Source organism: Acinetobacter sp. A47 (genome assembly GCF_000805455.1).
Taxonomy (GTDB): Bacteria; Pseudomonadota; Gammaproteobacteria; order Pseudomonadales; family Moraxellaceae; genus Acinetobacter.
In genome coordinates, this window is sequence record NZ_JSUS01000039.1 from 47,291 (window position 1) to 73,822 (window position 26,532).

Annotated in this window: 23 protein-coding genes and 1 pseudogene; 12 read left to right on the forward strand and 12 right to left on the reverse strand. The window is 45.6% G+C overall.

Translation table 11 applies throughout. The features are described 5' to 3' along the window. Positions 1–65: 65 nt before the first annotated feature. Together OC23_RS09910 and OC23_RS09915 are read left to right on the forward strand one after the other, a co-directional pair. On the forward strand, positions 66–842 hold the full coding sequence (locus OC23_RS09910) for an SDR family oxidoreductase (RefSeq protein WP_038344513.1): 777 nt from the start codon (positions 66–68) through the stop codon (positions 840–842). Between the two features lie 227 nt (positions 843–1,069). After that, positions 1,070–1,504, forward strand: a complete 435-nt coding sequence (locus OC23_RS09915; RefSeq protein ID WP_038344514.1) for a hypothetical protein — start codon at positions 1,070–1,072, stop codon at positions 1,502–1,504. Positions 1,505–1,602: 98 nt separating this feature from the next. Here OC23_RS09915 and OC23_RS09920 read toward each other — a convergent pair whose 3' ends face one another. From OC23_RS09920 to cysM, 4 genes are all read right to left on the reverse strand, one after another. Then, complete coding sequence (locus OC23_RS09920) at positions 1,603–3,909, reverse strand: RelA/SpoT family protein (protein ID WP_038344515.1); 2,307 nt, start codon at positions 3,907–3,909, stop codon at positions 1,603–1,605. A 31-nt stretch (positions 3,910–3,940) separates the two neighbouring features. Beyond that, positions 3,941–5,350 (reverse strand): 23S rRNA (uracil(1939)-C(5))-methyltransferase RlmD, encoded by a 1,410-nt coding sequence (gene rlmD, locus OC23_RS09925; protein WP_038344518.1) that lies wholly within the window; start codon positions 5,348–5,350, stop codon positions 3,941–3,943. Positions 5,351–5,359: 9 nt separating this feature from the next. Further along, a complete protein-coding gene (locus OC23_RS09930; protein ID WP_038344520.1) occupies positions 5,360–6,181 on the reverse strand; it encodes a 3'-5' exonuclease in 822 nt (273 codons plus the stop codon). Positions 6,182–6,268: 87 nt separating this feature from the next. Continuing rightward, entirely contained in the window at positions 6,269–7,192 is a 924-nt protein-coding gene (cysM, locus tag OC23_RS09935; RefSeq protein WP_038344522.1) for a cysteine synthase CysM, read from the reverse strand. A 149-nt stretch (positions 7,193–7,341) separates the two neighbouring features. Here cysM and OC23_RS09940 point away from each other — a divergent pair, with 149 nt between their 5' ends. The 6 genes from OC23_RS09940 to OC23_RS09965 all read left to right on the forward strand — a co-directional run bounded on the left by OC23_RS09940 (position 7,342) and on the right by OC23_RS09965 (position 14,021). Continuing rightward, positions 7,342–10,152: an ATP-binding protein gene (locus OC23_RS09940; protein WP_038344524.1), complete on the forward strand. Its 2,811-nt coding sequence runs from the start codon at positions 7,342–7,344 to the stop codon at positions 10,150–10,152. Between the two features lie 75 nt (positions 10,153–10,227). Further along, entirely contained in the window at positions 10,228–11,016 is a 789-nt protein-coding gene (locus OC23_RS09945; RefSeq protein ID WP_038344525.1) for a crotonase/enoyl-CoA hydratase family protein, read from the forward strand. A gap of 21 nt (positions 11,017–11,037) precedes the next feature. Further along, positions 11,038–11,904, forward strand: coding sequence for an NAD(P)-dependent oxidoreductase (locus OC23_RS09950; RefSeq protein ID WP_038344528.1), 867 nt, complete (start codon positions 11,038–11,040; stop codon positions 11,902–11,904). A gap of 33 nt (positions 11,905–11,937) precedes the next feature. Next, positions 11,938–12,732 (forward strand): hydroxypyruvate isomerase family protein, encoded by a 795-nt coding sequence (locus OC23_RS09955; protein ID WP_038344530.1) that lies wholly within the window; start codon positions 11,938–11,940, stop codon positions 12,730–12,732. Positions 12,733–12,813: 81 nt separating this feature from the next. Further along, on the forward strand, positions 12,814–13,212 hold the full coding sequence (rsfS, locus tag OC23_RS09960; protein WP_038344531.1) for a ribosome silencing factor: 399 nt from the start codon (positions 12,814–12,816) through the stop codon (positions 13,210–13,212). Between the two features lie 188 nt (positions 13,213–13,400). Then, on the forward strand, positions 13,401–14,021 hold the full coding sequence (locus tag OC23_RS09965) for an NUDIX hydrolase (RefSeq protein WP_038344533.1): 621 nt from the start codon (positions 13,401–13,403) through the stop codon (positions 14,019–14,021). 73 nt (positions 14,022–14,094) lie between these two features. Here the strand turns inward: OC23_RS09965 and OC23_RS09970 are convergent, their stop codons facing one another. From OC23_RS09970 to soxR, 4 genes are all read right to left on the reverse strand, one after another. Further along, positions 14,095–15,549 (reverse strand): NAD(P)(+) transhydrogenase (Re/Si-specific) subunit beta, encoded by a 1,455-nt coding sequence (locus OC23_RS09970; protein WP_038344536.1) that lies wholly within the window; start codon positions 15,547–15,549, stop codon positions 14,095–14,097. Between the two features lie 3 nt (positions 15,550–15,552). After that, positions 15,553–15,876, reverse strand: coding sequence for a proton-translocating transhydrogenase family protein (locus OC23_RS09975; protein ID WP_038344538.1), 324 nt, complete (start codon positions 15,874–15,876; stop codon positions 15,553–15,555). Between the two features lie 11 nt (positions 15,877–15,887). After that, entirely contained in the window at positions 15,888–17,015 is a 1,128-nt protein-coding gene (locus OC23_RS09980; RefSeq protein ID WP_038344540.1) for a Re/Si-specific NAD(P)(+) transhydrogenase subunit alpha, read from the reverse strand. A 697-nt stretch (positions 17,016–17,712) separates the two neighbouring features. Beyond that, positions 17,713–18,198 carry a redox-sensitive transcriptional activator SoxR gene (gene soxR, locus OC23_RS09985; RefSeq protein WP_152607821.1) on the reverse strand — a complete coding sequence of 162 codons (486 nt, stop codon included), beginning with the start codon at positions 18,196–18,198 and terminating at the stop codon, positions 17,713–17,715. Between the two features lie 68 nt (positions 18,199–18,266). On the opposite strand from soxR, the gene OC23_RS09990 reads away from it, so the two are divergent. Together OC23_RS09990 and OC23_RS09995 are read left to right on the forward strand one after the other, a co-directional pair. Next, on the forward strand, positions 18,267–18,686 hold the full coding sequence (locus OC23_RS09990; protein ID WP_038344542.1) for a RidA family protein: 420 nt from the start codon (positions 18,267–18,269) through the stop codon (positions 18,684–18,686). A gap of 18 nt (positions 18,687–18,704) precedes the next feature. Further along, positions 18,705–19,901: an MFS transporter gene (locus tag OC23_RS09995; RefSeq protein WP_038344543.1), complete on the forward strand. Its 1,197-nt coding sequence runs from the start codon at positions 18,705–18,707 to the stop codon at positions 19,899–19,901. A 253-nt stretch (positions 19,902–20,154) separates the two neighbouring features. Here the strand turns inward: OC23_RS09995 and OC23_RS10000 are convergent, their stop codons facing one another. Further along, on the reverse strand, positions 20,155–21,561 hold the full coding sequence (locus tag OC23_RS10000) for a molybdenum cofactor biosysnthesis protein MoeA (protein ID WP_038344544.1): 1,407 nt from the start codon (positions 21,559–21,561) through the stop codon (positions 20,155–20,157). Positions 21,562–22,158: 597 nt separating this feature from the next. After that, positions 22,159–22,527, reverse strand: a pseudogene (locus OC23_RS10005) (integrase); the annotation flags it as partial. Between the two features lie 107 nt (positions 22,528–22,634). On the opposite strand from OC23_RS10005, the gene dusA reads away from it, so the two are divergent. Continuing rightward, positions 22,635–23,651: a tRNA dihydrouridine(20/20a) synthase DusA gene (gene dusA, locus OC23_RS10010; RefSeq protein ID WP_038344545.1), complete on the forward strand. Its 1,017-nt coding sequence runs from the start codon at positions 22,635–22,637 to the stop codon at positions 23,649–23,651. A 261-nt stretch (positions 23,652–23,912) separates the two neighbouring features. After that, a complete protein-coding gene (locus OC23_RS10015) occupies positions 23,913–24,392 on the forward strand; it encodes a CHAP domain-containing protein (RefSeq protein ID WP_038344546.1) in 480 nt (159 codons plus the stop codon). A 16-nt stretch (positions 24,393–24,408) separates the two neighbouring features. Here the strand turns inward: OC23_RS10015 and OC23_RS10020 are convergent, their stop codons facing one another. Together OC23_RS10020 and OC23_RS10025 are read right to left on the reverse strand one after the other, a co-directional pair. Continuing rightward, entirely contained in the window at positions 24,409–25,173 is a 765-nt protein-coding gene (locus tag OC23_RS10020) for a ThiF family adenylyltransferase (RefSeq protein ID WP_038344547.1), read from the reverse strand. A gap of 46 nt (positions 25,174–25,219) precedes the next feature. Beyond that, positions 25,220–26,428 (reverse strand): MFS transporter, encoded by a 1,209-nt coding sequence (locus OC23_RS10025; protein ID WP_038344549.1) that lies wholly within the window; start codon positions 26,426–26,428, stop codon positions 25,220–25,222. Between the last annotated feature and the right edge of the window lie 104 nt (positions 26,429–26,532).

Below are 26,532 nucleotides of genomic sequence, written 5' to 3' on the forward strand. Positions count from 1 at the left end.
CCTGAACATGCTTATGCCTAATATACATGTAGGCAAAAAATATCAATATAAAGCAAGGGAAAGCAATGCAACAGAGTGTTTTTATTAGTGGGGCCGCACAGGGAATCGGTGCTGAAATCGCCCGTCTTTTTTATCAACAAGGTTATAAAGTAGGAATCTATGACATCAATGAAGTACAGGCGCAGGCTTTAGCTTCAACACTTGGAAAGCATGCAAAAGCAGGTTATCTGGATGTCAGTCATTATCAACAATGGCAAATTGCATTACAACAATTTCAACATTGGGCAGGTGAACTGAACATTCTGGTTAACAATGCCGGCATTCTGCATTCGGGCGCTTTTGAAAATACGGATATTCTGGCGCATCACCGCACCATCGACATCAATATCAAGGGCCTGCTGAATGGCTGCCACGCTGCTTTGGCACATCTGCAACAGGCCAGCTTTGCCCGAGTGATTAACCTGTCCTCTGCTTCGGCCATTTATGGACAGGCAGATCTTGCTTCTTATTCGGCCAGCAAATTTGCTGTGCGCGGTTTAACTGAAGCACTGGATGTCGAATGGCAAAAATACAATATCCGTGTTCTGGATGTGATGCCGTTATTTGTACATACCAGTATGGTGAACAATATGGATGCAGGCAGTATCCAGCATATCGGGGTAAGCCTCAGCGCTGCCGATGTTGCCAGACAGGTTCTGCATCTAGCCCGGCAGAAAGATCATGCCCTGCTTGCAACCCATACACCTGTGGGCATTAAAACCAAATTAATGTATCAACTGTCTAACCTGAGCCCACAGTTTTTAAACCGGATCACCAACCTATTATTATCAAGAAAAAAATAGTTTTAACGCCTTTGATACGCTATAAAATATCAAGGGAGACTTTTAAACCAGACAAATCAGTCTTCAACATTTTATAAGTGAGCAATAAAATCCTTCACATTGATTTAAAACAAAAACAGCAAAACCTTTAAAAACACTTAGATTGTTAATTATTAAGGTTTTTTATGTCAAAAAAATAAATATATTTTTTTATTATTATGCCACCCTTCTTTTCGAGGGAATTAATAATGAAAAAATTATCAGTTTTAACTTTAGCTGCAACCATGTCTTTTTCAGCATGGGCTGCAAACGAAAACACCAATAAGGCATTTTCAACCACTGAATTAAAAGCCATGAGCTGCGCTGATCTTTCTGTTGAACAGGCCAATGCCAAACGTGAACTTGCTGAGGCAGAAAAGAATATTGCAAACATCAATGCAAATGCACAATCACCAGCTAAAGCCGTGAGCAAATGGGCAGGCCTTGCAAGTGGGGCGATTAGTGCTTTTGCAGGTAATTCGGAAAAAGCAGCCAAGGTCGGGCAAATTGCACAAAACATTGCAGGGGAAGAAGATAGCTCTGATGCTGGCAACCTGACATTACAGCAGGCAATTAAAGCAAAGGCTCAAACCAATATTGATAACATGACGGTTTATCAAAAAAGCAAAAAGTGCAAAATCTAGTTTAAATGATCTTTTATGATTAAAGGCCAAAACCGGGAATTAATCATAAACAATAAAACCTGCAAGGCTTGCAGGTTTTATTGGTCAACACAGATATATTAACTGCCCTGGACTAAACGTCTTGCGCTGATAATCCCCGGTTGCTGCTCTAAACGGGCCAGCAAACGTGACAACTGCGCCAGGCCTTTGACTTCAATCAATAGTTTCATATTGGCAATACCATCTGCTTCAGAAATGGTATTGACCTGACGGATATTGATCTGGTCGGAGAAAATCACCTGGGTCAGATCTTTGAGTAAACCACGACGATCATAGGCTTCCACCACAATCTGTACACTCTGACCACGCGTCGGCTGCATTTCCCAATCGGCTTCAACTGCCCGCTCAGGCTCTTGGGTGGTCATGCGCAGATAGTCCGGACAGGCAACCTTATGAATACTCACCCCACGATTCAAGGTGATATATCCCCCGATCGATTCACCATGGACAGGCTGGCAACACTGCGCAATATGCAGTTCAACATTATCCAGACCATCAATCAGGATACCGTGTGCAGACAGGGTATGGCTGGCACGAGGGTTTAAAGCCGGTTTTAGCACCAGTTCAGGTTCATCCTGATCCAGATGCATCTGACGATTAACCTGATTCATCAAGGCATGCAGGCTGACATCACCGCTGACCAGTGCCACCAGAATATCATCGCCCGATTTCAGGTTGAAATGGGAGGAGTAATCTTTCAGGTCAATACTTTTCGGGTGGATCGCCAGACGTGCCAGCTCCTTGTTGAGCAGTTCACGGCCTACCTCGACATTCTTGCTACGGTCTTGCTGTCTAAACCAGTGACGTAACTTGTCACGTGCCCGTGCGGTCTTGATATACCCCAGAGAGTTTACCAGCCAGTCCCGGTTAGGCTCACGATCTTTCTTGGTTAAAATCTCGACCTGCTCGCCCGTCTTTAACATATAGGTTAACGGGACATAACGCTGGTTCACCCGCGCTGCATAGCATTTGTTGCCCACTTCGGTGTGAACATGGTAAGCAAAGTCCAGCACGGTTGAGCCACGCGGTAACTCCTTGATGTCACCATCACGGCTAAATACATAGATCTTTTCAAAATTTTCAAAATCCTGAATCTGATCAATGCTGTTGGACTCTTCATCTTCAGTATGCGGTGTGGTTTCAGTACGTTCCTGATAATGCTCAAGCACAGCACGTAATGAATGCAAGCGATCATTAAAAGAATGATCGGTATTCTTGGCGCCTTCCTTATAGTTAAAATGTGAACACACCCCAAGCTCGGCTTCGTTGTGCATTTCAAAGGTACGGATCTGGACTTCCAGAGATTTATTCTCTGCAATCACAGCCGTGTGCAAGGAGCGATAACCGTTGGCTTTAGGATTGGTGACATAGTCATCAAACTGGTTCGGAATGTGACGCCAGATCTGGTGCACAATGCCCAGAGCGTGATAGCAGTCGGGAACGCTCTTGACCAGAACACGTACAGCACGGATATCATAAAGCTGATCGAAACTGAGGTTCTTGCTTTTCATTTTCCGGTAGATCGAATAAATGTGCTTTACGCGCCCCGAAATTTCAGCCTGAATATTATAAGCGGCCAGTTCATTTTTCAGCTTGTCAATCACAAACTGGATATATTGCTCTCGCTCCAGACGTTTCTCATTGAGCAGAGAGGCAATTTCTTTATAACGCTCTGGTGCCAGATAACGGAAAGCGAGATCTTCCAGCTCCCATTTCAGCTGGGCGATCCCCAGACGATGCGCCAGTGGTGAATAGATGGTGAGAATCTCGCGAGCGACCCGTTCCTGACGCTCTTTGCTGGCGGTGGCCAACTCACGCAAGGCATAGGTACGCTCGGCCAGTTTGATCAGCACAACCCGGACATCTTCTGTCACAGAGATCAGCATCTTATAGATGCCGTTCAGGTGTTCACGCTGGTTATTGTTAAAGTGATCTTCTAAACGTTTATTCTTTTCAATCAGTTCTGACAGTTTACCCATCGCAAGCGTGCCTTTTACCAGCATCAGCACCTGCTCGCCAAACTGTTGTTGAATATCCTCTAAAGTAATGAGGCCTTCACGTACACTACGATATAACACTGCCGCTGAAAGCGTGTCTTCATCGACATGTAAATGCGCTAAAATATCCGCCATTCCAATACCGGTACTAAAGGTATTGATCCGGTGATTGGCCGTTGCCTGTAACTCTTTTGCCAAGGTAAGCTCTGCAACTCGTTGTAGTTGTTCCAGCTCGGCCCCATCCAAAATACCACGCACCCGGTCTAGCCAAGACACTAGACTACTTTGCGCTTCAGCGGCATGTTCTACAGTCGCTTCCTCGGACAACTCTTGGAGTGGCCCAGGTAACTGTTCACGTACTGTGACCATACCTTTCTCCTCTGGATATGTAACTCATTTTTTAATCGTTTATCTCTTCGATTTTTTCAAGCTGCTCAACTTTTTCAAACAGGGCGATGGATTCAACATGCTCAGTATGTGTAAACATGTCCATGACCGCCGCTTTCTTCAATTGATAGCCATATTGTGCCAGTACACCTGCATCCCTTGCCAGTGTGGATGGATTACATGAAACATAAACGATTCTTTTCGCTCCAAAATTAGGCACATATTGCATGACTTCAAATGCACCTGATCTTGGAGGATCAATTAATAATGCATCAAATCCCTGTTTCGCCCAAGAATGATGCGAAAAGTCTTTTGTTAAATCTTGTGAAAAGAATACTGCCTGTGACAGATGATTTGCTTTCGCATTATCTGTCGCCCGCTGTACCATCTCTTCACTTGCTTCAACACCAATCACCTGCCCGTCCTCACCCACACAACGTGCCATCGGAAGCGAGAAGTTGCCCAGTCCACAGAACAGGTCAAGCACCCGTTCTCCTTTGTGTAATTGAAGCAATTCACATGCCAGGTGGATCATTTTTGCATTTACGCCACTATTCACCTGGGTAAAATCTAACGGTGAAAATGCAAATCTGACTGCAAATTCATCCAGGCTATAATGCAGGCGCATCGCTGCCTGTGAATCATCTACGCGATGTAAACTATCTACCCCTTTCGGCTGTAAATATAACTGCCATCCCTTGAGTAACGTAAACTGACGTAATTGGTTGACATCCGACAGTGTTAATTCATCCAGATGACGAATCAGCAATGCAACCTCGGTGTCGCCCATGGCCAATTCTATATGACCAATATGGGCTTTGCCTGTAAGACTTTCGAGTAATTTTTTCAGTTCCGGCAAACTTTCAGACAGGCTCCGGTCCAGAACCATGCATTGCTGAACCGCAGTCAGATGGTTACTGTGATGCTCACGAAAGCCCATCACCAAACGGTTCTGCTTGGCAATATAACGCACCCCGATACGGGCCCGACGGCGGTAATCCGGCCGGTCTGAACGGACAGGCTCAAGCCACTGCTCAGGCTGCAAGCCGGCAAAGTGCTGTAAATGTGACTTCAGCACGTTCTGCTTCAATAAAATCTGCTCATCAGGATGGATATGTTGCAGGCTACAGCCCCCGCATACCCCAAAATGCGGGCAGACAGGATCAACCCGTCCTTCGGCCGCCTGACTTTCCAGCCTGATCATGTCGGCTTCTTCCAGCCGGGAAGTCTGGTTGGTAATCTTGGCCTGTACCGTTTCCCCAACCAGCCCATAGCGAATAAACACCTTCTTGCCATGTTTTTCTTTCGGATGATCGGGATGGGTTCCATAATGCGCGATGCCGCGCCCCTCATGAGAAAATGCTTCGATCTGAAAGGTATAGGTTGGATACTGGGCGGGGCGATGTTTCGCTTTGTGTTTCAAAAGATAAACCTAATTTTCTGGCGCAAAAGTGTCGGCAGTAAATACAGTATATTGCGATGTTTGTTGCCATATCTGTAAAAATTCTGCTTGTTGCGTTTGAGTTTGTAAATAATCAACCGTGGCCTGAACCAGCTGCTGATGATCTTTTTGACTGAGCTGACCTTTGAGCAATAGCCAGCGAAGATAGATCAGCCATGTATTTAAGACATCACCTTCACAATAACTGGTCAGTTTAAGCCATTGTTCAGTCCGTATGTATTCTGGTACATGGTAGCCCATCTCTCCGCGCTTGCCCGGAAAACCGAGTAAACAGGCGATGTCATCCAGCTTCTGGAAATTGCGCCCATTAAACATCGCCATCACATCCATCAGGTCAACATGACGGTGGTGATAACGGTTTTGATAATTGTTGTAGCGTTTTTGCTGGTTGATTTCACCCTGGTCAAACAGGCTTGGTGCAGACAGCCCATGATACATGGCACGAAACAGGATCACAGGCAAATCAAACTGCGAGCCGTTCCAGCTCACCAGCGTCGGCTGTTTCTTGTCAAAAATAGACAGGAACTTGGCCAGCATTTCGGCCTCGGTATTTTGCTCCTGACTAAATGAAAACAGGCGCAAGCCCTTTTCATCAATCCACAGTCCGGAAATACAGGCGATCTCATGTAAAGGCAGTCGCTGGAAGTCCATACCGGACTCCTGTCGACGAAGCTTGGTCAGGGCTTGCTCCACGTCACTTTCGGGCAAATCCAGATGATAAAGATGAGCCCCCGCCTTTAAATCGGTCAGGGTTTCAATATCAAAAACTAAAATCGGAAAGCGTAAGCTCATCTTGACATCTCTTTAAATCCCTCCCTAGCTCCCTTGATCTAAGGGAGAAAGCCCCCCCTTTTTTCCAGGAGGTATTAGAGGGAGACTCTAATCTTGAACTGAAAATAAACCCGTTGATAAATAACGGTCACCGCGGTCACAGATAATGCAGACAATCACTGCACCTGGAGTTTCTTCGGCAAGTTTAATGGAGGCCCACACCGCACCACCTGAAGATGTGCCTGCGCTGATCCCTTCGGTACGCGCCAGCTTACGCATGGTTTTTTCTGCTTCAATCTGGGGAATATCAATAATACGGTCGACACGACTGCGGTCAAAAATGGTAGGCAGATATTCTTGCGGCCAGCGGCGAATGCCGGCAATGCTTGAACCATCTGAAGGTTGCAGCCCCACAATCTGGATATCCGGATTTTGTTCTTTCAGGTATTTGGATACCCCCATGATGGTACCGGTAGTACCCATTGAGCTGACAAAATGGGTAATCTTGCCGCCAGTCTGTTTCCAGATCTCGGGACCTGTGGTCAGGTAATGGGCCTCGACATTGTCCGGGTTACCAAACTGGTTCAGCACAAAGCCCTTGCCTTCGGCCTGCATTTGCATCGCGAGGTCACGCGCGCCTTCCATCCCCTGCTGCTGAGTCACTTCAATCAACTCTGCCCCATAAGCCAGCATGGCATCTTTACGTTCCTGACTCATGTTGTTCGGCATGATGAGCTTCATTTTATAGCCGCGCATGGCCGCCACCATCGCCAAAGCAATACCCGTATTACCACTGGTGGCTTCAATCAGGGTATCGCCCGGACGGATCTGACCGCGCTTTTCGGCCTGTACAATCATATTGTAGGCAGGACGGTCCTTGACCGAACCTGCCGGGTTATTGCCTTCCAATTTTGCCAATACCGTGGCCTGAGTGTGACACGCTAAACGCTGCAAACGTACTAAAGGGGTTTTACCGACATACTCATCCAGTAAAAATTCATCTGCTAAAAAATCAGTTTGCGTATTCGTCATGATCGACACCGATATTAAGGTGGCGACTATTGTATGAAAAAAACAGCAATACTGCACCATTTCACTCTGCTTTTTATTGGCAAGCAGATGGCTGCGCTTACCGGAAAGCATGCTAAGATGTTGCGCAGAATGATAAATCTGACCGAACTATGTCAAATTTCAATAAGACCATATCGAAACGCTTACGCCTCAATCATGCTTATGGGCAATTGATTGCACTGATTCTTGTACCAATTGCAATTTTGACCAGCGTAGGGATTCTTTGGGTTTTAGCTGAAACCACCAACTCAGCAAAACAACAACAACGTGCAGAGGCTTCGGCCATACTGGCGCGCTATCATCAAACTGCAAATGATTTATTAAAGCTGGTTCAGGAGCAGCCTGATCAATATGATCGTGCCCAGAACATCATGCAAAAGATGTTTGATGAAAAAAACTTGCAACGTGCCGTGCTGATCGACAATAAAGGACAGACCTATTTAAGTGTCGGTTACCAAAACAACCGTTTCTGGCCCAACTTCCCCAACAATAGTAATTTTTTTGGCCCGATTTCCCATAATCACAATAATATTTACGGCTCCAAACTCGATAGTGGCAATCCGGATTCGGTCTGGCTGATGATCGAACTGGATAACCAGCCACTGGAACTGGCACGCTATAAAGTGCTGCTTTCACTGATTGTCACCGGGTTACTGACCTTACTGATTCTGTTGTTCTGCCTGAATGTATTTTCACGTCGCTGGCTGGCGCCGATCTATGAAATCCGCATGCAGATGCAACGCCTCAATGCCGATACCCTCGACCAGCATATTGTGGTAAACAGTACCGGCGAACTGCGTTTGCTACAGCGTGATATTGCCAATGTGGTAAAACGCCTGCACTTTAGCTTCCTTGAGCTAAAAGAACATACCGAACAAACCGAGGAAGATTTACGACGTACCCTGGACACACTCGAAGTCCAGAACATTACCTATCGTCAGGCCCGGGACCAGGCCATTTCATCCAATCAGTCCAAGTCGGTTTTTCTGGCCAATATCAGCCATGAACTCAGAACGCCACTGAACAGTATTGATGGCTTTATTCACTTGCTGTTGCGTCAGCAAAACCTGAGCAATGAACAGAACCTGTATCTGCAAACCATTCGGAAATCCTCAGCGCACTTATTGGCACTGATCAATGATGTACTGGACTTTTCCAAAATCGACGCGGGCAAACTGGAGCTCGAAACCGCACCATTTGATCTGGAAGAAGCCATTTTTGATGTGATGGACATGCTTTCGCCTTTGGCCGCACAAAAGCATATCAACATGGCATTTTACTATGCCGAAAATATTCCACAGCATGTGGTCGGCGATGCGCTGCGCTTCAAGCAGATTCTGACCAACCTGATTTCCAATGCAATCAAATTTACGCCTGATGGTGAAATCATCGTACGGGTGCGGATGGAAGATGACGAGATCGGACAATGTTTATTGCATTTCAGTGTACAGGACAGCGGTATTGGCTTAAGCGGTACCGACCGCAAAAAACTGTTTGAATCTTTCTCGCAGGGTGATGCCTCGGTAACCCGCCAGTTTGGCGGAACCGGACTTGGACTGGCCATTTCCAAGCAACTGGTACACCTGATGCATGGCCAGATCGGCTTTGAGGACAATCAGGAGCGCGCACCGACAGAAAAAGGTTCAACCTTCTGGTTTACCGCTTTATTTAAAGTGGAAGAACACAACGAGTTTGTCGAGCATCCTCATTTTGACCATTTACAAGTGGTCTCCTATCTGGCTCATCCGGCTACGGCCAGCGTGCTGCGTTCATATCTGGAAAATTATCGTGTTGCCCATATTGAAACCCAATCCATACTGGACTTGTTCAGCCGCCTGAATCACCTCAACCAGCAGGAAAATACCTGGCTGATTGTAGATCATAGTGGCGACACTGAAGCCTTGCTCAAGGAAATTCGCCAGCGCTATCATGGCAATCTCGCAGTATATGGTTACCAGATGAGCCTTGAGCCAAACATGCTCAATGAATACCGCGCCCGCCCGCTGTATCAACCGCTCAGTCGTCGCGAACTGGTTCAGTTACTGGGCAATCAGCCGATTTTTGAACAGGAACCCGAAGACTTTAATGGACAGGGTCTGCACGTACTGGCAGTTGACGACCATCTCCCGAACCTGATTGTACTTGAAGCCTTGCTGGGCGAACTCAATGTCACCACCACCAAGGCACTCAGCGGGCAAAAAGCCATTGATATCATTCAGGAACGTATTGAGCAGAAGTCACCGCCATTCGATCTGGTGTTTATGGATATCCAGATGCCAGTCATGTCCGGGATTGATACCACACGCGCCATCCGCTCCTTGGAGTCCACTCTGGATAACGGCATGCAATTGCCAATCATCGCCTTAACCGCACATGCACTGGCCGATGAAAAACAGAAATTACTCAAGGTGGGCATGAATGATTACGTGACCAAGCCGATCCAGATGGAACAGATTATCCAGATCCTGACCCACTGGACCAAAAACAATTTTAGTGTCCAGCCAGTCAACATTGAACAAAAACGCCCGATCGAGTCGATTGACCCACAGATTCTGAACTGGCAACAAAGCGTACAGCTGGCAGCCAACAAGGAAGATCTGGCTCAGGATCTGTTAGGCATGCTGGTCGACAGTTTTGATACCGAACTTGCAGAAATGCAGCAGTTGATCGAGATGGAAGACTTTCCACAGCTCGAACATGTGTTACACCGCCTGTATGGCGCAACCCGCTATGTCGGCACACCAAATCTGCAACAGGTTTCAGGTGAGTTTGAACAGTTTGTTTCGACTTTACGTAAAGAGCGCCGTAAAGCCGATGAGCATTTTATTCGTGAAACCAACCATCGTTTTAATGAGTTGAATACGGCAATCGAGCAGGTCAGACAGGCAGCAAACCTGATCTTGCATGCACACGACAGTTAAGGTGACTGGGGTGTCATGTTTCAGCTCTGGCTCTCATGTTATGCTGCCTTATCGAACACAATAAGAGTAAGACAGATGGCACTTTTACGCGTTGAAAAGCAAAATGGTATTGCAACTGTTTCTTTAAACCGACCGGACAAACGCAATGCAATGAGCTTTGCCTTATTGAAGGAACTGGTCGCAACCGCAAAAAAAATTGAAAAAGACCGTTCCATCCGTTGTGTGATCCTGACAGGTGAAGCCCATGTCTTTAGTGCTGGCATCGACCTGTCTGACCTGAATAACCCGAAGAATACGGCATTTGCGGCATGGGAGCTGATCAAACCCGGGCAAAGCCTGTTTCAAAAAGCATTTTTAATCTGGCAGAACCTGCCCATTCCTGTGATTGCAGCGATTGAAGGTTATTGCTTTGGTGCAGGCATGCAACTGGCACTGGCTGCCGACATCCGTATTGCAACACCAAATACCAAAATGTCGATTATGGAAAGTCGCTGGGGGCTGGTACCGGATATGGGACTGACCCGCTCTTTAAAAGGACTGATTGGCGTTGATCTGGCCAAAGAGCTCACCCTGACCGCACGTATCTTCAATGCCGAATATGCCAAGCAAATTGGTCTGGTGACGCATTTAGACAACGATCCATTGGCAAAGGCCTGGCTGATTGCCGAAGAAATGTTACAGCGTTCGCCTGATGCAATTATGGCCGCAAAACGTGTGCTGGACGCAATGGAACATCAACCGGAAAAAGCATTGCGACTGGAAAAGCTGTGGCAGCTTAAATTATTGTTAGGTAAAAATAGTCGTCTTGCGCGTAAGAAAGATAAAAACCCGGAAGTGGAATTTTTACCGCGCCAATATAAATAAACACCCTGAGGGAATATTCACATGCATATTGATCAGCACACCCCCATCGCATTTTTAGGGATGGGTTTAATGGGCACACGTATGGCCAGCCGGTTGCTACAAGCCGGTTATACGGTAGCGGTCTGGAACCGTAGCCCACATGCATGTGAAGCACTGCTGCAACAAGGTGCCCAGTCTCTGGTATTGGCAGAGATTGGAAATTATCCTGTTGTTTTAACCTGTCTGGCCGACGATCAGGCTGTGCAAAGTGTGTTTTCCCAGATCCAGACTTACTTACAACCTGAGCAAATCATTGTAGATTTTTCCAGCCTGTCCGTTGCTGCCACCCAGAGCCTCGCTCAGGCAGCCCGGCAACAGGGTGTGACATGGATTGACTCACCTGTATCCGGTGGAACCGCGGGCGCTGAACACGGAACCTTAGTCATTTTTGCAGGTGGTGATGCAGCAACCATCCAGCAACTTAATCCTGTTTATCAGGTCCTGTCCCAGCGTGTAACCCGTATGGGTGAATCGGGTACAGGCCAGGCCACCAAAATTTGCAATCAGTTGATTGTGGCTGCAAATAGCACCCTGATTGCTGAAGCAGTGGCACTGGCAGACCGGGCAGGCGTCGACACCACCCTACTGGCACCCGCCCTTACAGGCGGCTTTGCCGATTCAAAGCCGTTCCAGATACTGGCTCCACGTATGGCAACCCAACACTTTGAACCGGTGCAATGGAAAGTGCAAACATTGTCAAAAGATCTCAACAATGCATTACATCTGGCACAAAGTTTTAACTTAAAGATACCTGTGGCACAAAAAGCTCTACTACAGTTACAAGCCCACCAAGAAAATGGCTTTGCCGAGAAGGATTTAGCTACTATCATCAAAATTACAGAACAATAAATAGCAGGGTCTTTTGATTCAGGGAGTCCGAATATGAGCCATCTTGCAGTCAATTTATCAATGATATTTACGGAAGTGCCTTTAATTGAGCGTTTTGCCTTAGCACAGGCACACGGATTTCAACAGGTTGAAATCCAGTTTCCTTATGAACTTGAGATTATTGATATTCGTACCCAGCTGGAACAGCACAACCTTTCACTATGCCTGATCAATGTACCTGCCGGTGACCTGATGCAGGGCGGCAATGGACTGGCAGGGGTTCCGGGAAAAGAAATTGAATTTCATCAGGCACTTGAACTGGCAATACGCTATGCCACTGCGCTCGATGTCCCGCGCGTCAATATTCTGGCAGGCAAACAGCCTCTCGATGCAGACCTGCTTCCTTGCCTGAATACACTGGCCAGCAATCTAAAGCTTGCTTGCCACATGCTGACCGAACACGGTATTGAGCCCGTCTTTGAAATGATCAATGGCACAGATATGCCACGTTTTTTACTCCAGAATATTGCGCAAGCACAGGAAATGCTGGAGGCCGTCAACCACCCAGCCTTAAAAATGCAATATGACTGTTACCATATGGCCATGATGGGTGAGGATGTGCTGGCCGGTTTACAAGAAAACCTGCACCAGATTGGACATATCCAATTTGCCGACTGTCCGGGTCGCCATGAGCCCGATACCGGAAACATCCCCTATAAACAGGTATTTGACTGGCTGCTACAAAGTGAATATCGGGGACTGATTGCCGCTGAATATCGACCAAAAAATCAGTCAGATCAGTCTTTTACATGGAAGAAAAAGTATTTTTCCAATGATGTGAATACATAAACTGTTACTGCTAAAATTTGAACTTTTTAGAGAAAAACGGTATATTTGACAATGAGCAATTGTCAGGAAAATATACCCTCTATGAATTTAGAACCATCGCCCAGCGCTTCTAATTCTCACGACCTAAAAATCAAAACAGCGAACAAAGATGTACAGGCTTGCCTTAAAGTTGTACATGAAGCTCTCACTGATGTAAAAGCCAAAGATATTCTTGAACTTGACGTAAGTTCGATCAGCAATGTTGCCGATGCAATTGTGATTGCAAGCGGTACATCGACACGTCATGTTAAAGCCCTTGCAGATAATGTTGCTGATGAAGCACGTAAAGCAGGTTTCCGCCCAATCGGTGTCGAAGGTGAACGCGATGCCGAGTGGATCTTAATCGATCTCGGTTTTGTTGTGGTACATGTAATGTTACCAACCGCACGTAAGTTCTATGACCTAGAAAGCTTATGGCGCGCACCCGAATCTGTAGCGTAAAGCTCTCCAGAAAAGCGACCGAACCGGTCGCTTTTTTATACTTTCCATAATATTAAAGCACTCGTAAAACTTGTTGTAAGCTAGTTTTATAATGCCCTGCTCCTGCTTGATCGCCCCGTCTTCTTTTTGCCAATCAGCACAACAATGCTAGTATGGATTCACTAATCAGCAATTAAATCTAAAACAAGATGAAAGATTCAACTGAATGGATTGAAACACTCAACAAAATTACTGGACTCGCGCAAACAGGTTTGTACTATTCAAAAGATGTCTATGACAAAGAACGTTATGACCAAATTATCAGTTATGTCCGTACCTTGATTGATTTAAAAGAAATCGACACTCAGGACTTTATCTCCAATGTCCTGCAAGATGTCGGATATGCAACGCCTAAACTAGATGTACGTGCCGTTGTATTTAAAGACCATAAACTCTTATTGGCCAAAGAAACACAAGATGGCTTATGGTCGGTTCCCGGAGGTTGGGCTGATATTGGCTACTCAACAGCAGAAAATGCCGAAAAAGAAGTTCTGGAAGAAACAGGATTGGAAGTGAAAGCAACCAGACTGCTCGCACTGACAGATCGGAGAAAACACCCTCACCCAGCCATGTTTTTACATGTGTATAAGGCTTTCTTTTGGTGTGAAATCACTGGCGGTGAGTTAAAACCGAGCATCGAAACCTCTGAAGTCGGTTTCTTTGCCCAAGATGAGTTACCTCCGATTTCCACAGCACGTGTCACAGAAGCACAAATTCATCAATTTTTCGAATTACTGCAAGGACTCCCCGAACATACCTATTTTGATTAATCCAGACTCAATACATGCATTTCAATAAAAAAGCCACCCGAAGGTGGCTTTTACAATCTGGGGTACAGCCGGATTAGTGACCGCCACCATTGATTGCCTTGGTCATATCTTCCACAACTTTCTTGGCATCACCAAAGATCATCATGGTTTTTTCGTTGTAGAACAAGTCATTGTCCAGACCAGCATAACCTGTCGCCATCGAACGCTTGATCACCATGATAGTACGTGCTTTATGCGCTTCAAGGATCGGCATACCATAAATTGGTGAGCTTGGATCATCTTTCGCTGCCGGGTTAACCACGTCGTTCGCACCAATCACCAGTACTACATCTGTTGCAGGGAAGTCGGAGTTGATCTCATCCATTTCCAGGATGTCTTCATAGGCCACATCCGCTTCTGCCAACAATACGTTCATGTGACCAGGCATACGACCTGCCACCGGGTGAATCGCGAAGCGAACTTTTACGCCCTGCTCTTTCAGGATTTCACATAACTCTTTCACCGCATTCTGGGCACGACCTTGCGCCATACCATAACCCGGTACAATCACAACGCTGTCTGCATTTGACATCAGGAAGCCTGCATCATCTGCTGAACCAGAACGGTGGTTACGCTGAACCTGTTCACCTTTGTCTGCTGAAGCTGCCGCCGCACCTCCCATGGCACCACCAAACAGGACGTTGATGATTGAACGGTTCATCGCCTTACACATAATGTAAGAGAGAATCGCACCAGAAGAACCTACCAGCGAACCGGCAACGATCAGCATATTGTTTTCAAGTGTAAAACCGATACCTGCCGCAGCCCAGCCAGAGAATGAGTTCAACAGTGAAACCACCACCGGCATGTCACCACCACCCACTGGTGCAATCCACACCCAGCCAAATGCCAGCGCAAGTGCAGTCATTGCCCAGAATGCTGTCATGTTACCTGTGGTAAAGAAGTAAAAACCACATGCCAGCATGGCAATAAAGATAATGGCCTGAACCGGTTTTACCCAGGCACCAGAGATGGTTTTTGCCCATTTCTTGGCAGCCAGTTTACCGTAAGCAAATACAGAAGCAGTAAAGGTGATCGCACCAACAAAGCAGCCCACAAACAACTCAAATAAATGCACGCCACTCATATGTGCATGCTGAACACCCGCTGCGGTTAAAGCAGTTTCATTTTGTGCAAATAATGCAGTGAGCTGGTTGTTGTGCAAGATCGCAGCAATCGCAATCAATACTGCCGCCAGACCAACCAGAGAGTGCATCAATGCTACAGTTTCAGGCATTTGTGTCATTGGAACGGTTTTCGCACGGGCGATCCCGACAACTGCACCCAGCACCATGGCACCGCCAATCATCCAGATCACAGGATGCTCGGCAACAAAGAAGGTGGTCACAACTGCAATCGCCATTGCAATCATACCGTAGCGGTTACCGGCAATCGCAGTCTTGGGACCAGACAAACCACGTAAGGTCAAGATAAACAGGACCGCACCAATCAGGTAGAACCAATCCGCATAGTCTCGAATGAATTCCATCGCTTAGCCCTCTTTTTTCTTTTGCTTTGGCTTGAACATTTCAAGCATACGAGCAGTTACAGCGAAGCCACCAAAGATGTTGATACTTGCCAGGAACACAGCAATTGCTCCCAGCACGCTCACCACATTGACACTCTGGAATGCAACATTGGCATCAACACCAATTGCAGGCAGACCTACGGTCTGGATCATTGCACCCACAATAATGATTGAAGACAAGGCATTGGTTACAGCCATTAATGGCGTATGCAATGCAGGCGTTACCCCCCAAACCACGTAATAACCTACGAAGATGGCAAGGACGAAAATTGTAATCGTTTCAACCATGAGAACTCTCCTTAACCGCGCTTGAGCAGTACTTGACCGCCATGCGTCACAAGTAACGCTTTCTGGATTTCATCTTCCTGATTAATCGCAAAGTTTTTATCTTTATCGAACAGTGTTTCCAGGAAGTTAAATACGTTACGTGCATACAATGCCGATGCTTCTGTTGCAACCGTGCCCGGAATATTCGGGATACCCAAAATTTTCACGCCATTTTCAGTTACAACGGTTTCACCTTCTTTGGAACCTTCCACGTTACCGCCGGTCTCAACTGCCATATCTAAAATGACAGAACCCGGTTTCATCTTGGCAACGGTTTCAGTACGAATCAGACGCGGTGCATCACGACCTGGCAATAAGGCTGTCGTAATCACGATATCGGCATTGGATACCGCCTTATCAACAATGGCAGCCTGGTCTTTGATGTATTGTTCACCTGGCATCCAGCCATAACCATTCTTGGCAGCATCGGCAGCTTTTTGTTTTTCTTCGTCAGACATTGGCACATCCAGCCATTTGCCGCCCAAAGATTCCACCTGCTCTTTTGCAGTCGGACGCAAATCGGTTGCTTCCACTACAGCGCCTAAACGTTTCGCAGTCGCAATCGCCTGAAGACCAGCAACACCGACCCCCATAATCACTACACGTGCAGGTTTCACCGTACCTGCAGCGGTCATTAACATTGGGAACATACGTTGATATTCAGCCGCTGCCAGCAATACAGACTTATAGCCTGCAAGGTTGGCCTGCGATGACAGTACATCCATGTTTTGTGCACGGGACAATGTACGCGGAAGCAGCTCAAGTGCAAAAGCAGATACCTGCTGAGCAGCAAACTGGTCTAGTTCCGGATTGCGGTAAGGGTCAAACATTGCAATCACAGTCGTATTCGCCGCAAGCTTTTGAATTTCGTCACCTTTAGGGGCACGTACTTTCAAAATAATTTGGCTACCTGTATATGCATCGTCCGTAATGGTTGCGCCAACTTGTTCATAAGCACTGTCAATGTACGCAGCTTTAACACCAGCACCACGTTCAATGACAACGCGATGACCTGCGTTAATCAACTTCTTGACTGTTTCCGGTGTAGCCGCCACACGACTTTCACCTGCAACAGTTTCGGTTGGGATTCCGATCTGCATGAGCGTTCCTCAAGCTAGTTTTTCTTAAGTAAACATCGCCAATAGCAATGTTTCCCCCAGGAGTATTCTTTGTAGAAATTTGGATTCTAATGGAAGTTTTTTAAATTACCACCCAATATTTATTTAATAAATACCCATATTTTGAACTGATGATTCACATTTATTTTGAAACACGGTATGATCAGAACGTTTGACTTTTTTTAAAGATGAGCATCTCTCTTCATATTTATTACAATATGAATTTCACGTCCCTATCCGTTTCGTACTAGGCACGGCATCCCGGGTGGTCGGTGCTATACCTGCAATATTTATCCAACAAAATAATCAGACATCCTGAATTTCAATAGACCTCAAGCTCATCCTTGTTCAATACTTTGACCTGCATCCTGCTGCTGCATGAATAGCAGGTCTTGTCAGCATCATATGCACGCACCAGATCAGTGAAATTGGCTTAGCTTGATTTTCTGCTGGTCTTTTCGGCGAGTTGTTATCGAATCGTTAGGCTGGCTGAGAATAGCTGCCCGCATTTGATAAAGATTTTCCTTATCAATAAATCTGAAGTGTAAGGGCATCAACCTTAAGAAAAACCAAAAAGAAGTGTAAAAAATTAAGCAGGCATTTTTTCAAGTGATATTTGTATCGTTTTGTCTGGCAAAAGCTGTATTTTTGCACAACAATGGTGCAAATTTTAAGCAACTCAATGATCCGGTTCATCCTTCTGGTTCAGTAATAATAAAATCTCCTGAAAATGCGCCCCCATCGCCTCTTCTGCGAGACAATCTTCCGGGTTTCTTAATGGACATTGTTGCAAAGACAGGCAGCCACAACCAATACATTGATCCAGTTGTTGACGTAGCTGAAGCAACATCATGATTTGCTGATCGAGTTGTCCCTGCCATTGTTGTGACATGACCTGCCAATCTTTTTTCGTGGCCACTTGCTGCTTCGGCAGGGTCGCAAAACTCTCTTTCATCTGTTGCAAGCTGATCCCGACTTGCTGGGCTGCTTTAATAATGGCAATCCTTCTCAACATCGCCCGTTGATAACGGCGTTGGTTACCTGCCGTTCGCGTGCCCCAGATCAATTCTTTTTCTTCATAAAAACGGATGGTTGGCACTGAAACACCACTTCTTTTCGCCAGTTCGCCAATACTCAGCCAAGTCTGTAATTGTTGTTTCAAAATCTGCTTGACCTCTAGTTAACTTGAGCTTTGATACTAACATACCACAGCAACCAGAATGAGTTTTAGCCATGAATCAGCCCCATACCGATGCATTTCAATTGATCAATCCCGATGCACTCTATGACCCGCATCGCAATGGTTATAGTCACGTCGCGATTGTAAAGCCCAATATGCGCATGATTCATATCGCAGGTCAGGGTGGCGAAAATAAAAATGGCGAGCTTTCTGAATATTTTGACCAACAGGTACAACAAGTCTTCTATAATATTCAGCAGGCATTAGCTTCAGCCCAGGCCCAACTGTCAGATATTGCCGTGCTCCGTATTCTGGTCGTCGATCATGATGCTGGCAAACTTCAGGCGCTGGTCGCGATCATGCAAGCTTTATGGAACAATCAGGCCTTTCCAGCCTGCACCCTGATTCCTGTACCTGCGCTAGCCCTAGAAAACATGCAAGTTGAAATCGAAGCCATCGCTTATACCGCATAAATCAGAATAGAGAATCCTATGTCTATCCCTCAAGAAGATATCAGTCAAAATAAAACTTTACTTTGGTTTATGGCAGCGGCATGCGGTTTATGTGCGGGCGCCAACTATTATAGCCAGCCCTTGATTCATTCGATTCAGCAATATTTTTCAGTGAGCGAAGGTCAGGCAGCCCTGACGGTCACCTTTGCCCAAGTGTCCTATGCACTCGGTCTGTTGTTCATTGTGCCAATGGGCGATGTGGTCAACAAAACCCGGTTTATTCCCTTACTCATGGGTTTATGTGCCATTGGCTTGTTCATCAGTGCCTTTTCTGTGAATTTACCGATGTTATGGTTGGGCACAGTAATGGCGGGACTGTTTTCAGTGGCCGCACAAGTACTGATTCCGCTTGCCACCATGACAGTAAAACCTGAAAAAACAGGCGAAGTGATTGGCTTTTTGATGAGTGGTTTACTGGTCGGTATCTTGCTTTCAACTAGCCTCGCAGGCTTGTTTTCCAACCTGTTTCACTGGAAAGTCATTTATGTGGTCAGTGGCATTCTGATGTTGATTCTGGCCTATGCCTTAAAAAGCCGCCTGCCTTATGTCATGCGTATGAAGCTGAATTATGGTCAGGTTTTTATCTCCATGGCGCAACTGCTGAAGCAAGAAAAGCGCTTGGTGTTGCGCGCACTTGCTGGGGGTTTTGCCTTTGCCGCGGTCAGTATTTTATATTCAACCATCGCCCTGTTGCTGACTTCAGCCCATCATCTACAAGACCTGCTGATTGGTATGGTGCCGCTGGTCGGTATTTTCGGGGCGCTTTCTACCCAATATATTGGTAAATATGCAGATCAGGGCTATACCAGCCGACTGACCTGGATCGGTTGTACCTTATTCATTCTCAGCTGGATATTTTTCTATTTCGGCCAAACGGTTTTAGTGAGCTATATTCTTGGTTTTGCATTGATCCAGTTGGCTTTGGCATTAGTCCATACCAGTAACCAGAGTATTATTTTCCGTTTACGCCCCGATGCCAAATCACGGATTAATGCCATTTATATGACCGCCTACTTCACTGGTGGCGCTGGTGGTTCGGCTTTGGGAATTTTTGCCTGGAATCATGGTGGCTGGAGTGCAACTTGTCTGGCAGGCATCAGTCTGGTATTGGCCTGCATGCTGTTTAGTTTTCTGGACTCGGTTACAGTAAAGAAAAATCAGGTTACAGCCAGCTAATCTCCCCCTCCTCGCTGCTCACAAATCGGGCACCGGGGAGGAGCTTGCTCAAATGGCCAGATGTCCCTTTTTTTCTTGCACATTTTCAGAAGCCGTTTATAACCGCATCAGAAGCATGTTGAAGATGGTTTCAATCAGGGAACCAGATAAAAAACTATTATTGTCTTTAACTCTGCCCAGCCATTTCAGTAGCCGTTATGCTTAGAAGCCAAGAAAGTGACGATATGCAGGTTATCTCCAATCAAATATCCAGTTAATCAATTTTTATAAAATACACGGTTTCCTCCGCCTGAACCGGCTGCTCAGCAAAAGGCACCACCACAATACAATTTGCCACCAGAAAAGCTTCTATTTGATAAGCATGCTGCTTTTCAACTATTTCTAGACGATACTGACCATCATTATCAAGTTGATATTTGCCCCATAACAGTTGCTTTTGGTGAGGATCAGTTTCAATTTTCTGTTTGGCGCGACCTTTTACAAATATTTTGCTGAGAAAATCTGGATCATGTTTATTTAGAATATACTTCACCATGAAATGCATGAGTAAGGCAATGTCCTGCATATTGCCGGGAAGATTAATAATTATTGTTTTATCTTCAGTAATGACCGTTTTGGCACCTTTATGCCGACCTTGATCATCATAAAGCTGTACGACTTCACGAACTTGAGGCGTTCTCGGCATACTTCTGATAATGCCCATTTCAGCAGCAGGGATAGCGCGTGTCTGGAAATTTGAGGGCATACTCCCCGGATCAAAAGTCGTAAGTCTACCGATTGAAAATAGTGAACCACCAATGTTCTTGTGAGAACAGATCACCATAATGTCAAAATTTGGAATATGTTCTTCAAAAAAACGATTATAACTTTCCCAATCTGTTGTTAAGGTCTCATCTAAAGTTGGGTCTTTCTGTTTCTTAAGGCTATTGAAGGCTGAATCATAACGCTGTGGCTTAAGTTGCATGATCTCGACCTGATCGTAACCCCACGTTTTCAATACGTCTTTAACGTACAGGCTTTCTTCACAGAAGCAATGCGCTTCGTCAAAGCTATGCATGCTCACCACCAGAATGCGTGGATTTCTATAAATTGTGAGCTGTTTAATACCAGCACGTCTGAGCGCAATCAGTTTTTCTGGTGTGATTTTTTGATTTTTAGGTAAGATTAGATCACCTTGTCTGATTACACTGCCTTGCTGGATAACACCTTGCATTGTAGAGACCGGCGCTATAATTTTCTTATTATCATAATCAGAAACATCTAAACGCTCGTCATCTTCTGCAATAACAGCATCAACCGATTCTGGTAATTTGCTATATTGTGGAATTCTGAGCAGATTTTTACCTCCCAGTTCCAGTTTATATGGATTGACCGAACGATAAAGCTGCGAACCCCAGCAATATAGCCGATCAATGAATACCGGCTGCTGTTTGCTTGCGGTTCGGGTTGATTCTGCATTGATCGCCCAACCGGTATAAGCTGACAGGTTATGCGCTGGATAGTCCTGCAAGGCATGAACATCAGTCGCATTTACCTGATTAAGCGCCATTTCCAGGTCGACAGTTTCTTTTAATTCGCCCAGAGGAAGCTGCATAAAGAGGCGATAATAAATTGTAGTCAGATCATATGGGAGATCTTCAGGTACGGGAAGTTTACGCATAAGTAGCAGTCCATGAAGCCGCCCGGTTCGAGAGACCTCTTTCAATTAATTATTTAATCATGTTTAAAAGGAAATTGATCACAATCCGCTACAACGTTGGCAGAACCGCCTGTAATAAACATTTTAAACCCATATCAATAGGCTATCTCTTGCCAGATAGTTTTTAACAATAACCGGCCGTGACCATACATAGAGCGCCGAGTGCTCATATCTGTTCTATTTAACATGAAATTTACATTTTTTTTAGTTAAAAACTCTAGGCAGCTTAATAAGGCCATGCAAAAAATTTAAAGCAATAATAAATTAAAAATCAATAAAGTAAACCTATTTGTTAAAATTAAAAAGCAGCCTTTATCCGAGTTGCGAGGGATGAATAATAAATAATAAAACCGATTCAAATATTTTATATCACATGGGGTACAACCAGATATTTATCCCCCATAGCTTCTTCATTTTTAAACAACAAGCATGGTTTATCGCGCTTTTCTTAAAAAAATTACTTATTGAAAGAATATAAACGGACAATCAGCCAGTCGCACCAAAAAGTATTTATCATCTGCTCATCAGCGAAGTAGCACGCTGAAAGATAATGAGCCGTTTTCTGAATGTAACAAAACCGGCCAAATGTACTGATTTTATTTTTGTGGTAATATGGCGCGCTACCGGAAATTGCTTCATTAAGCTAAGAGTATCGCGTTTCGTCCTTCCGTACTCGCTCCCAACTTGTTGCAAATATTTATCTATGGCATCTGCCGAAGTTCGGTCGATCCATTGTACTTTGCCTGACAAAATGTCTGGATTTTCCTGAATCTCGAGTTCTCTTTGCTTAAGCCAGTTTTCCGTTACTTTCTTTGAATGGAAGGTGTTGCTTTCAGAATCGGCTGGATATCCCTTTGGCTTGATCCGGATCGCTGCTCGGTAACTCGCACTACCCTCTGCGCCTTTTCTTGCCTTCACTGAACCCATCATTTACACCATTTTTTGTGTTCAGGGGGTACATGCAAACCTCACATTCACAGGTGTTACCATGCGTTTACGCAGATTCAAATACTAGATTAAAGGTATGATTTTAAATGACTATTGACCAAAGCCTTGAACCCGTTAGTAAGCCAAGAATCAGTGTAGCACCAATGATGGACTGGACCACAAAAGACTATCGTTTCTTTGCACGGCTATTTAACCCCAATGTAGTGCTCTATACCGAAATGGTAACAACCGGTGCAATTATTTACGGCGGTGCCAATCGTCATCTTGATTTCAACAAAGAAGAACACCCGATCGTGTTACAGCTGGGCGGTTCCAATCCGCAAGAGCTGGCAACCTGTACCAAAATGGCTGAAGACTGGGGCTATGATGAAGTCAACCTCAATGTCGGCTGCCCTAGCGACCGTGTACAAAACAATAAAATTGGTGCCTGCCTGATGGCAGAGCCGAATCTGGTGGCAGAATGTATTCACAGCATGCAAAAAGCAGTATCGATTCCTGTAACTGTAAAACACCGGATCGGGATTGATGACATGCAGTCTTATGAAGAAATGCTGCATTTTGTCGATACCGTTGCAGCAACAGGCTGTACGCATTTTATCGTACACGCCCGTATTGCCATCTTGCAGGGCCTCTCACCGAAAGAAAACCGTGAAGTGCCGCCTTTACGTTATGAAGATGTCTATCGCCTGAAACAGGAACGTCCTCACCTGACCATTGAAATCAACGGCGGGATTAAAACCTTTGCAGAAACCCAGCAGCATTTGCAGCATGTTGATGGCGTCATGATTGGCCGTGAAGCCTACCATAACCCGTATTTACTGGCGGAGATGGGCCAGCTCTGGAACCTGCAGGCGCCAGATCGTTTCGAGATCATGCAGCAAATGATGCCTTATATTCATCAACGTGTAGCAGAAGGCGCTCCATTATCAATTATCACCCGTCATATTCTGGGTCTGTTCCAGAATTTGCCCGGTGCACGAAAATGGCGTCAGGCACTCAGTGGCGGCAATGCAAAAACCATCACCGATATTGAAACGGCCATCCAGAATATTCAGGCCGCCATGCAGCGTACCGAAGATTATCTGAAAGAGCATCAAGGCTAAGGAAGCCTAATAAAAACGTGACACACTTCACACTGTGAAATATCATTTTACAAATCTGAAATTTTTTCTTGTGTGTCACATAACTTCCTTATAATTAAGTAAATCTTCAATGAATATTGATTAAGAATTCATTATAAATCCGAAAATTTGTTATATTATTACATTACATTTTGGTTTTTTTGAGATTTATCGCTTACCATGTGCCGCGTAATAGATTCTGGCACACGTTCAGTTGTTTTGAAAATGCGGTAGAGATTCACAATGATTTATGATGTACCTTCAGTTGATCACAGTATGATTCACCCACCTGCACAACAGGTGGTTATTCCTTATCGAGAAATGCCGAAGGCTCCGTCAGTCCCTGCAATTGATGTAGATAAATTCTCGCAAAAACTGGCAAAACGGGCGTCTTACCGTAGCTCATCTCAATGTGCCAAATTTGTCAGAATCGCTTTACAATCGGCGGGTGCCAACATCGTGCAACATCCTGTCGCTGCTTCAGACTGGGGCCGCACCCTACAGCAGATCGGCTATCAGCAGATTAGCCCTGAGTTTAACAATCCCCAGCCAGGTGATATTTATATTATTCACCGCACCAAAAAGCATCGTTACGGTCACATCGCCGGCTTTACCGGATCACAATGGGTCTCTGATTTCAAACAGACCAGCTATGACGTTTATAAAGACCCGAATGTCACTTACAGCTATTACCGCCTGGCACCGCAATATCCACAAGCATAATCAGTCCCATCAGAATTCAAGTCCTGAGCTTATCCAGTTTTTTCAGGACTTCCGCTACGGCGACCATCGCAAAGCTTGAGGTCACCACCACCGCTGAGCCATAACCGCCACAACGCAAGCCGGCACTTGGACAGACCTCTGCACTTGAAAACGGATTATCAACCGAATAAACACAGGTAATGCCAAATTTATCTTTTGGCTTTTTGCAAATCCCCATAGAGCGTAGTTGTGTACGTAATTTTGCCAGCATCGGGTCCTGTTCGGTTCGGGACAAATCTGCAACACGTATTTTTAGTGGATCGAGCTTGCCACCGGCCCCGCCTGAAACAATCAGCGGAATCTTGTTAAAGCGACAATGCAGCATCAAGGCAAGCTTGGCCTTGACGTCATCAATGCAATCTAAAATAAGGGTTGGCACCGGATTGAGGATTTCCTTGACATTGTCAGGGCTGAGATAGTCATCAATTACATTGACTTTCATACGTGGATTGATTTGACGGCAACGTTCTGCCATCACCTCGATTTTCTCTTGTCCCAGTGTCGAACTCATTGCTGGCAATTGCCGGTTAATATTCGATGCTGCGACCACATCCATATCGACCAGCGTCAGCTCGCCAATCCCGGTACGCGCCAGCGCTTCGACGGCCCAGCTCCCCACACCGCCAATCCCGATGACCATGACATGGCTTTGCGCATAATGGGCAAAAGCATGTTCTCCATAAATTTTGGCAACACCAGCAAAACGGCGGTCATATTCATCATTTACAGGTACTTCGGTCATCACAGCGGCAATCTATTCTTTCTGGCAAAGCGCTATTTTAACGTGTTTAACGGGTTTTTGGTGAGGAAGATGGCGCTTTAGCTGCAAATCGTGCAGAGCGGATTAAAATGACCAGTACAGCCACAACAACCGCACTCATCAATAAAGCCAGCAGGTTGGCATTGGTCCAGCCCAGCTGGGTCAGGATGGGAGCCGGCAAAAAAGCGCCCAGTGTTGCAAACAAGGCAATCATGGTTTCATTGATGCCCTGTACACGGTGCTTTTGCTGCTCGTTCAGTCCGGCCAGTAAAGTCGATGCGCCTGAATAAGCAAAGTTCCAGCCCACTCCAAGCACGATCAGGGCAGCATTTATATAAAATCCTTGTTGCCCCAGTAGCGGAATCAAAGCAGCCAACATCAATAAAGCAAAACCGGCATAAACCGTGCGCTGCGTACCCCAACGCTGCATCAGTCTGGACACAAAGAATGAAGGCAGGAACATGGCCAGAACATGCAACTGAATCGAGATAGAGGCATAATGAAATGAATGATGCTCCTTTAAATGTAAGGAAGACATAATCATCATGACATTCATCACATAATAGGCAAATGCCCCGCTGATCACCGCCGCGGCAACCAGACGGGTCGATAATGGTGCCTGCGGTACGGATTTTGTTTCGGCCTGTTGCTCCTGCTGCAATTTAAATTGCTGGTGCCACTGATACAAAATAGGTGACAGTAACACCGCCAGTATGCTGAAAATCAAATAGATCGCACTAAAATCAGGTAAACCTTGTACCTGTTGAAACTGTATCGCCAACATCGGTGCAATCACAGCGGCAACTACACCACCCGAAATCACCATCGCTGTGGCTTTCGGAATTAAATCCGCAGCCAGGCGATCCGAAGCTGCGAAACGATAAAAGTTAGCTGTGGAAATGAATAAACCCAGCGAAAAATGACTGAGACACAATAGATAAAACTGTTCTGTCTGTAATGCGAGATAGCCAGAGACACCGGCCAAAAACAGACAGATACAGCCCAACTGGAACACCAGATACCTTCCCCACTGCTTCATCAAAGCTGAAAAGATAAAGGTGGTCAGCAACATGGCCAGAAATTGCAGGCCATAAGGTACTGTAGCCCAGGCCTGTGTAGGTGCAAGTTTTAGGCCGACAATGGCTGAAACGGTAACGGACAATACCGCCGCAATTAAATTAAATGCCTGTGCAACCAATAAATAATAAACATAGCGCGGTAGCTGCTTCAAAGCCATCGTCCTGACGAATTGAGTGCTAACACCTTAACCCTGAACCACCCAAATTTAAACAAAAAAAGATGAAAGGCCCGCTTTCATCTTTTTCATCACCACCATTTAAG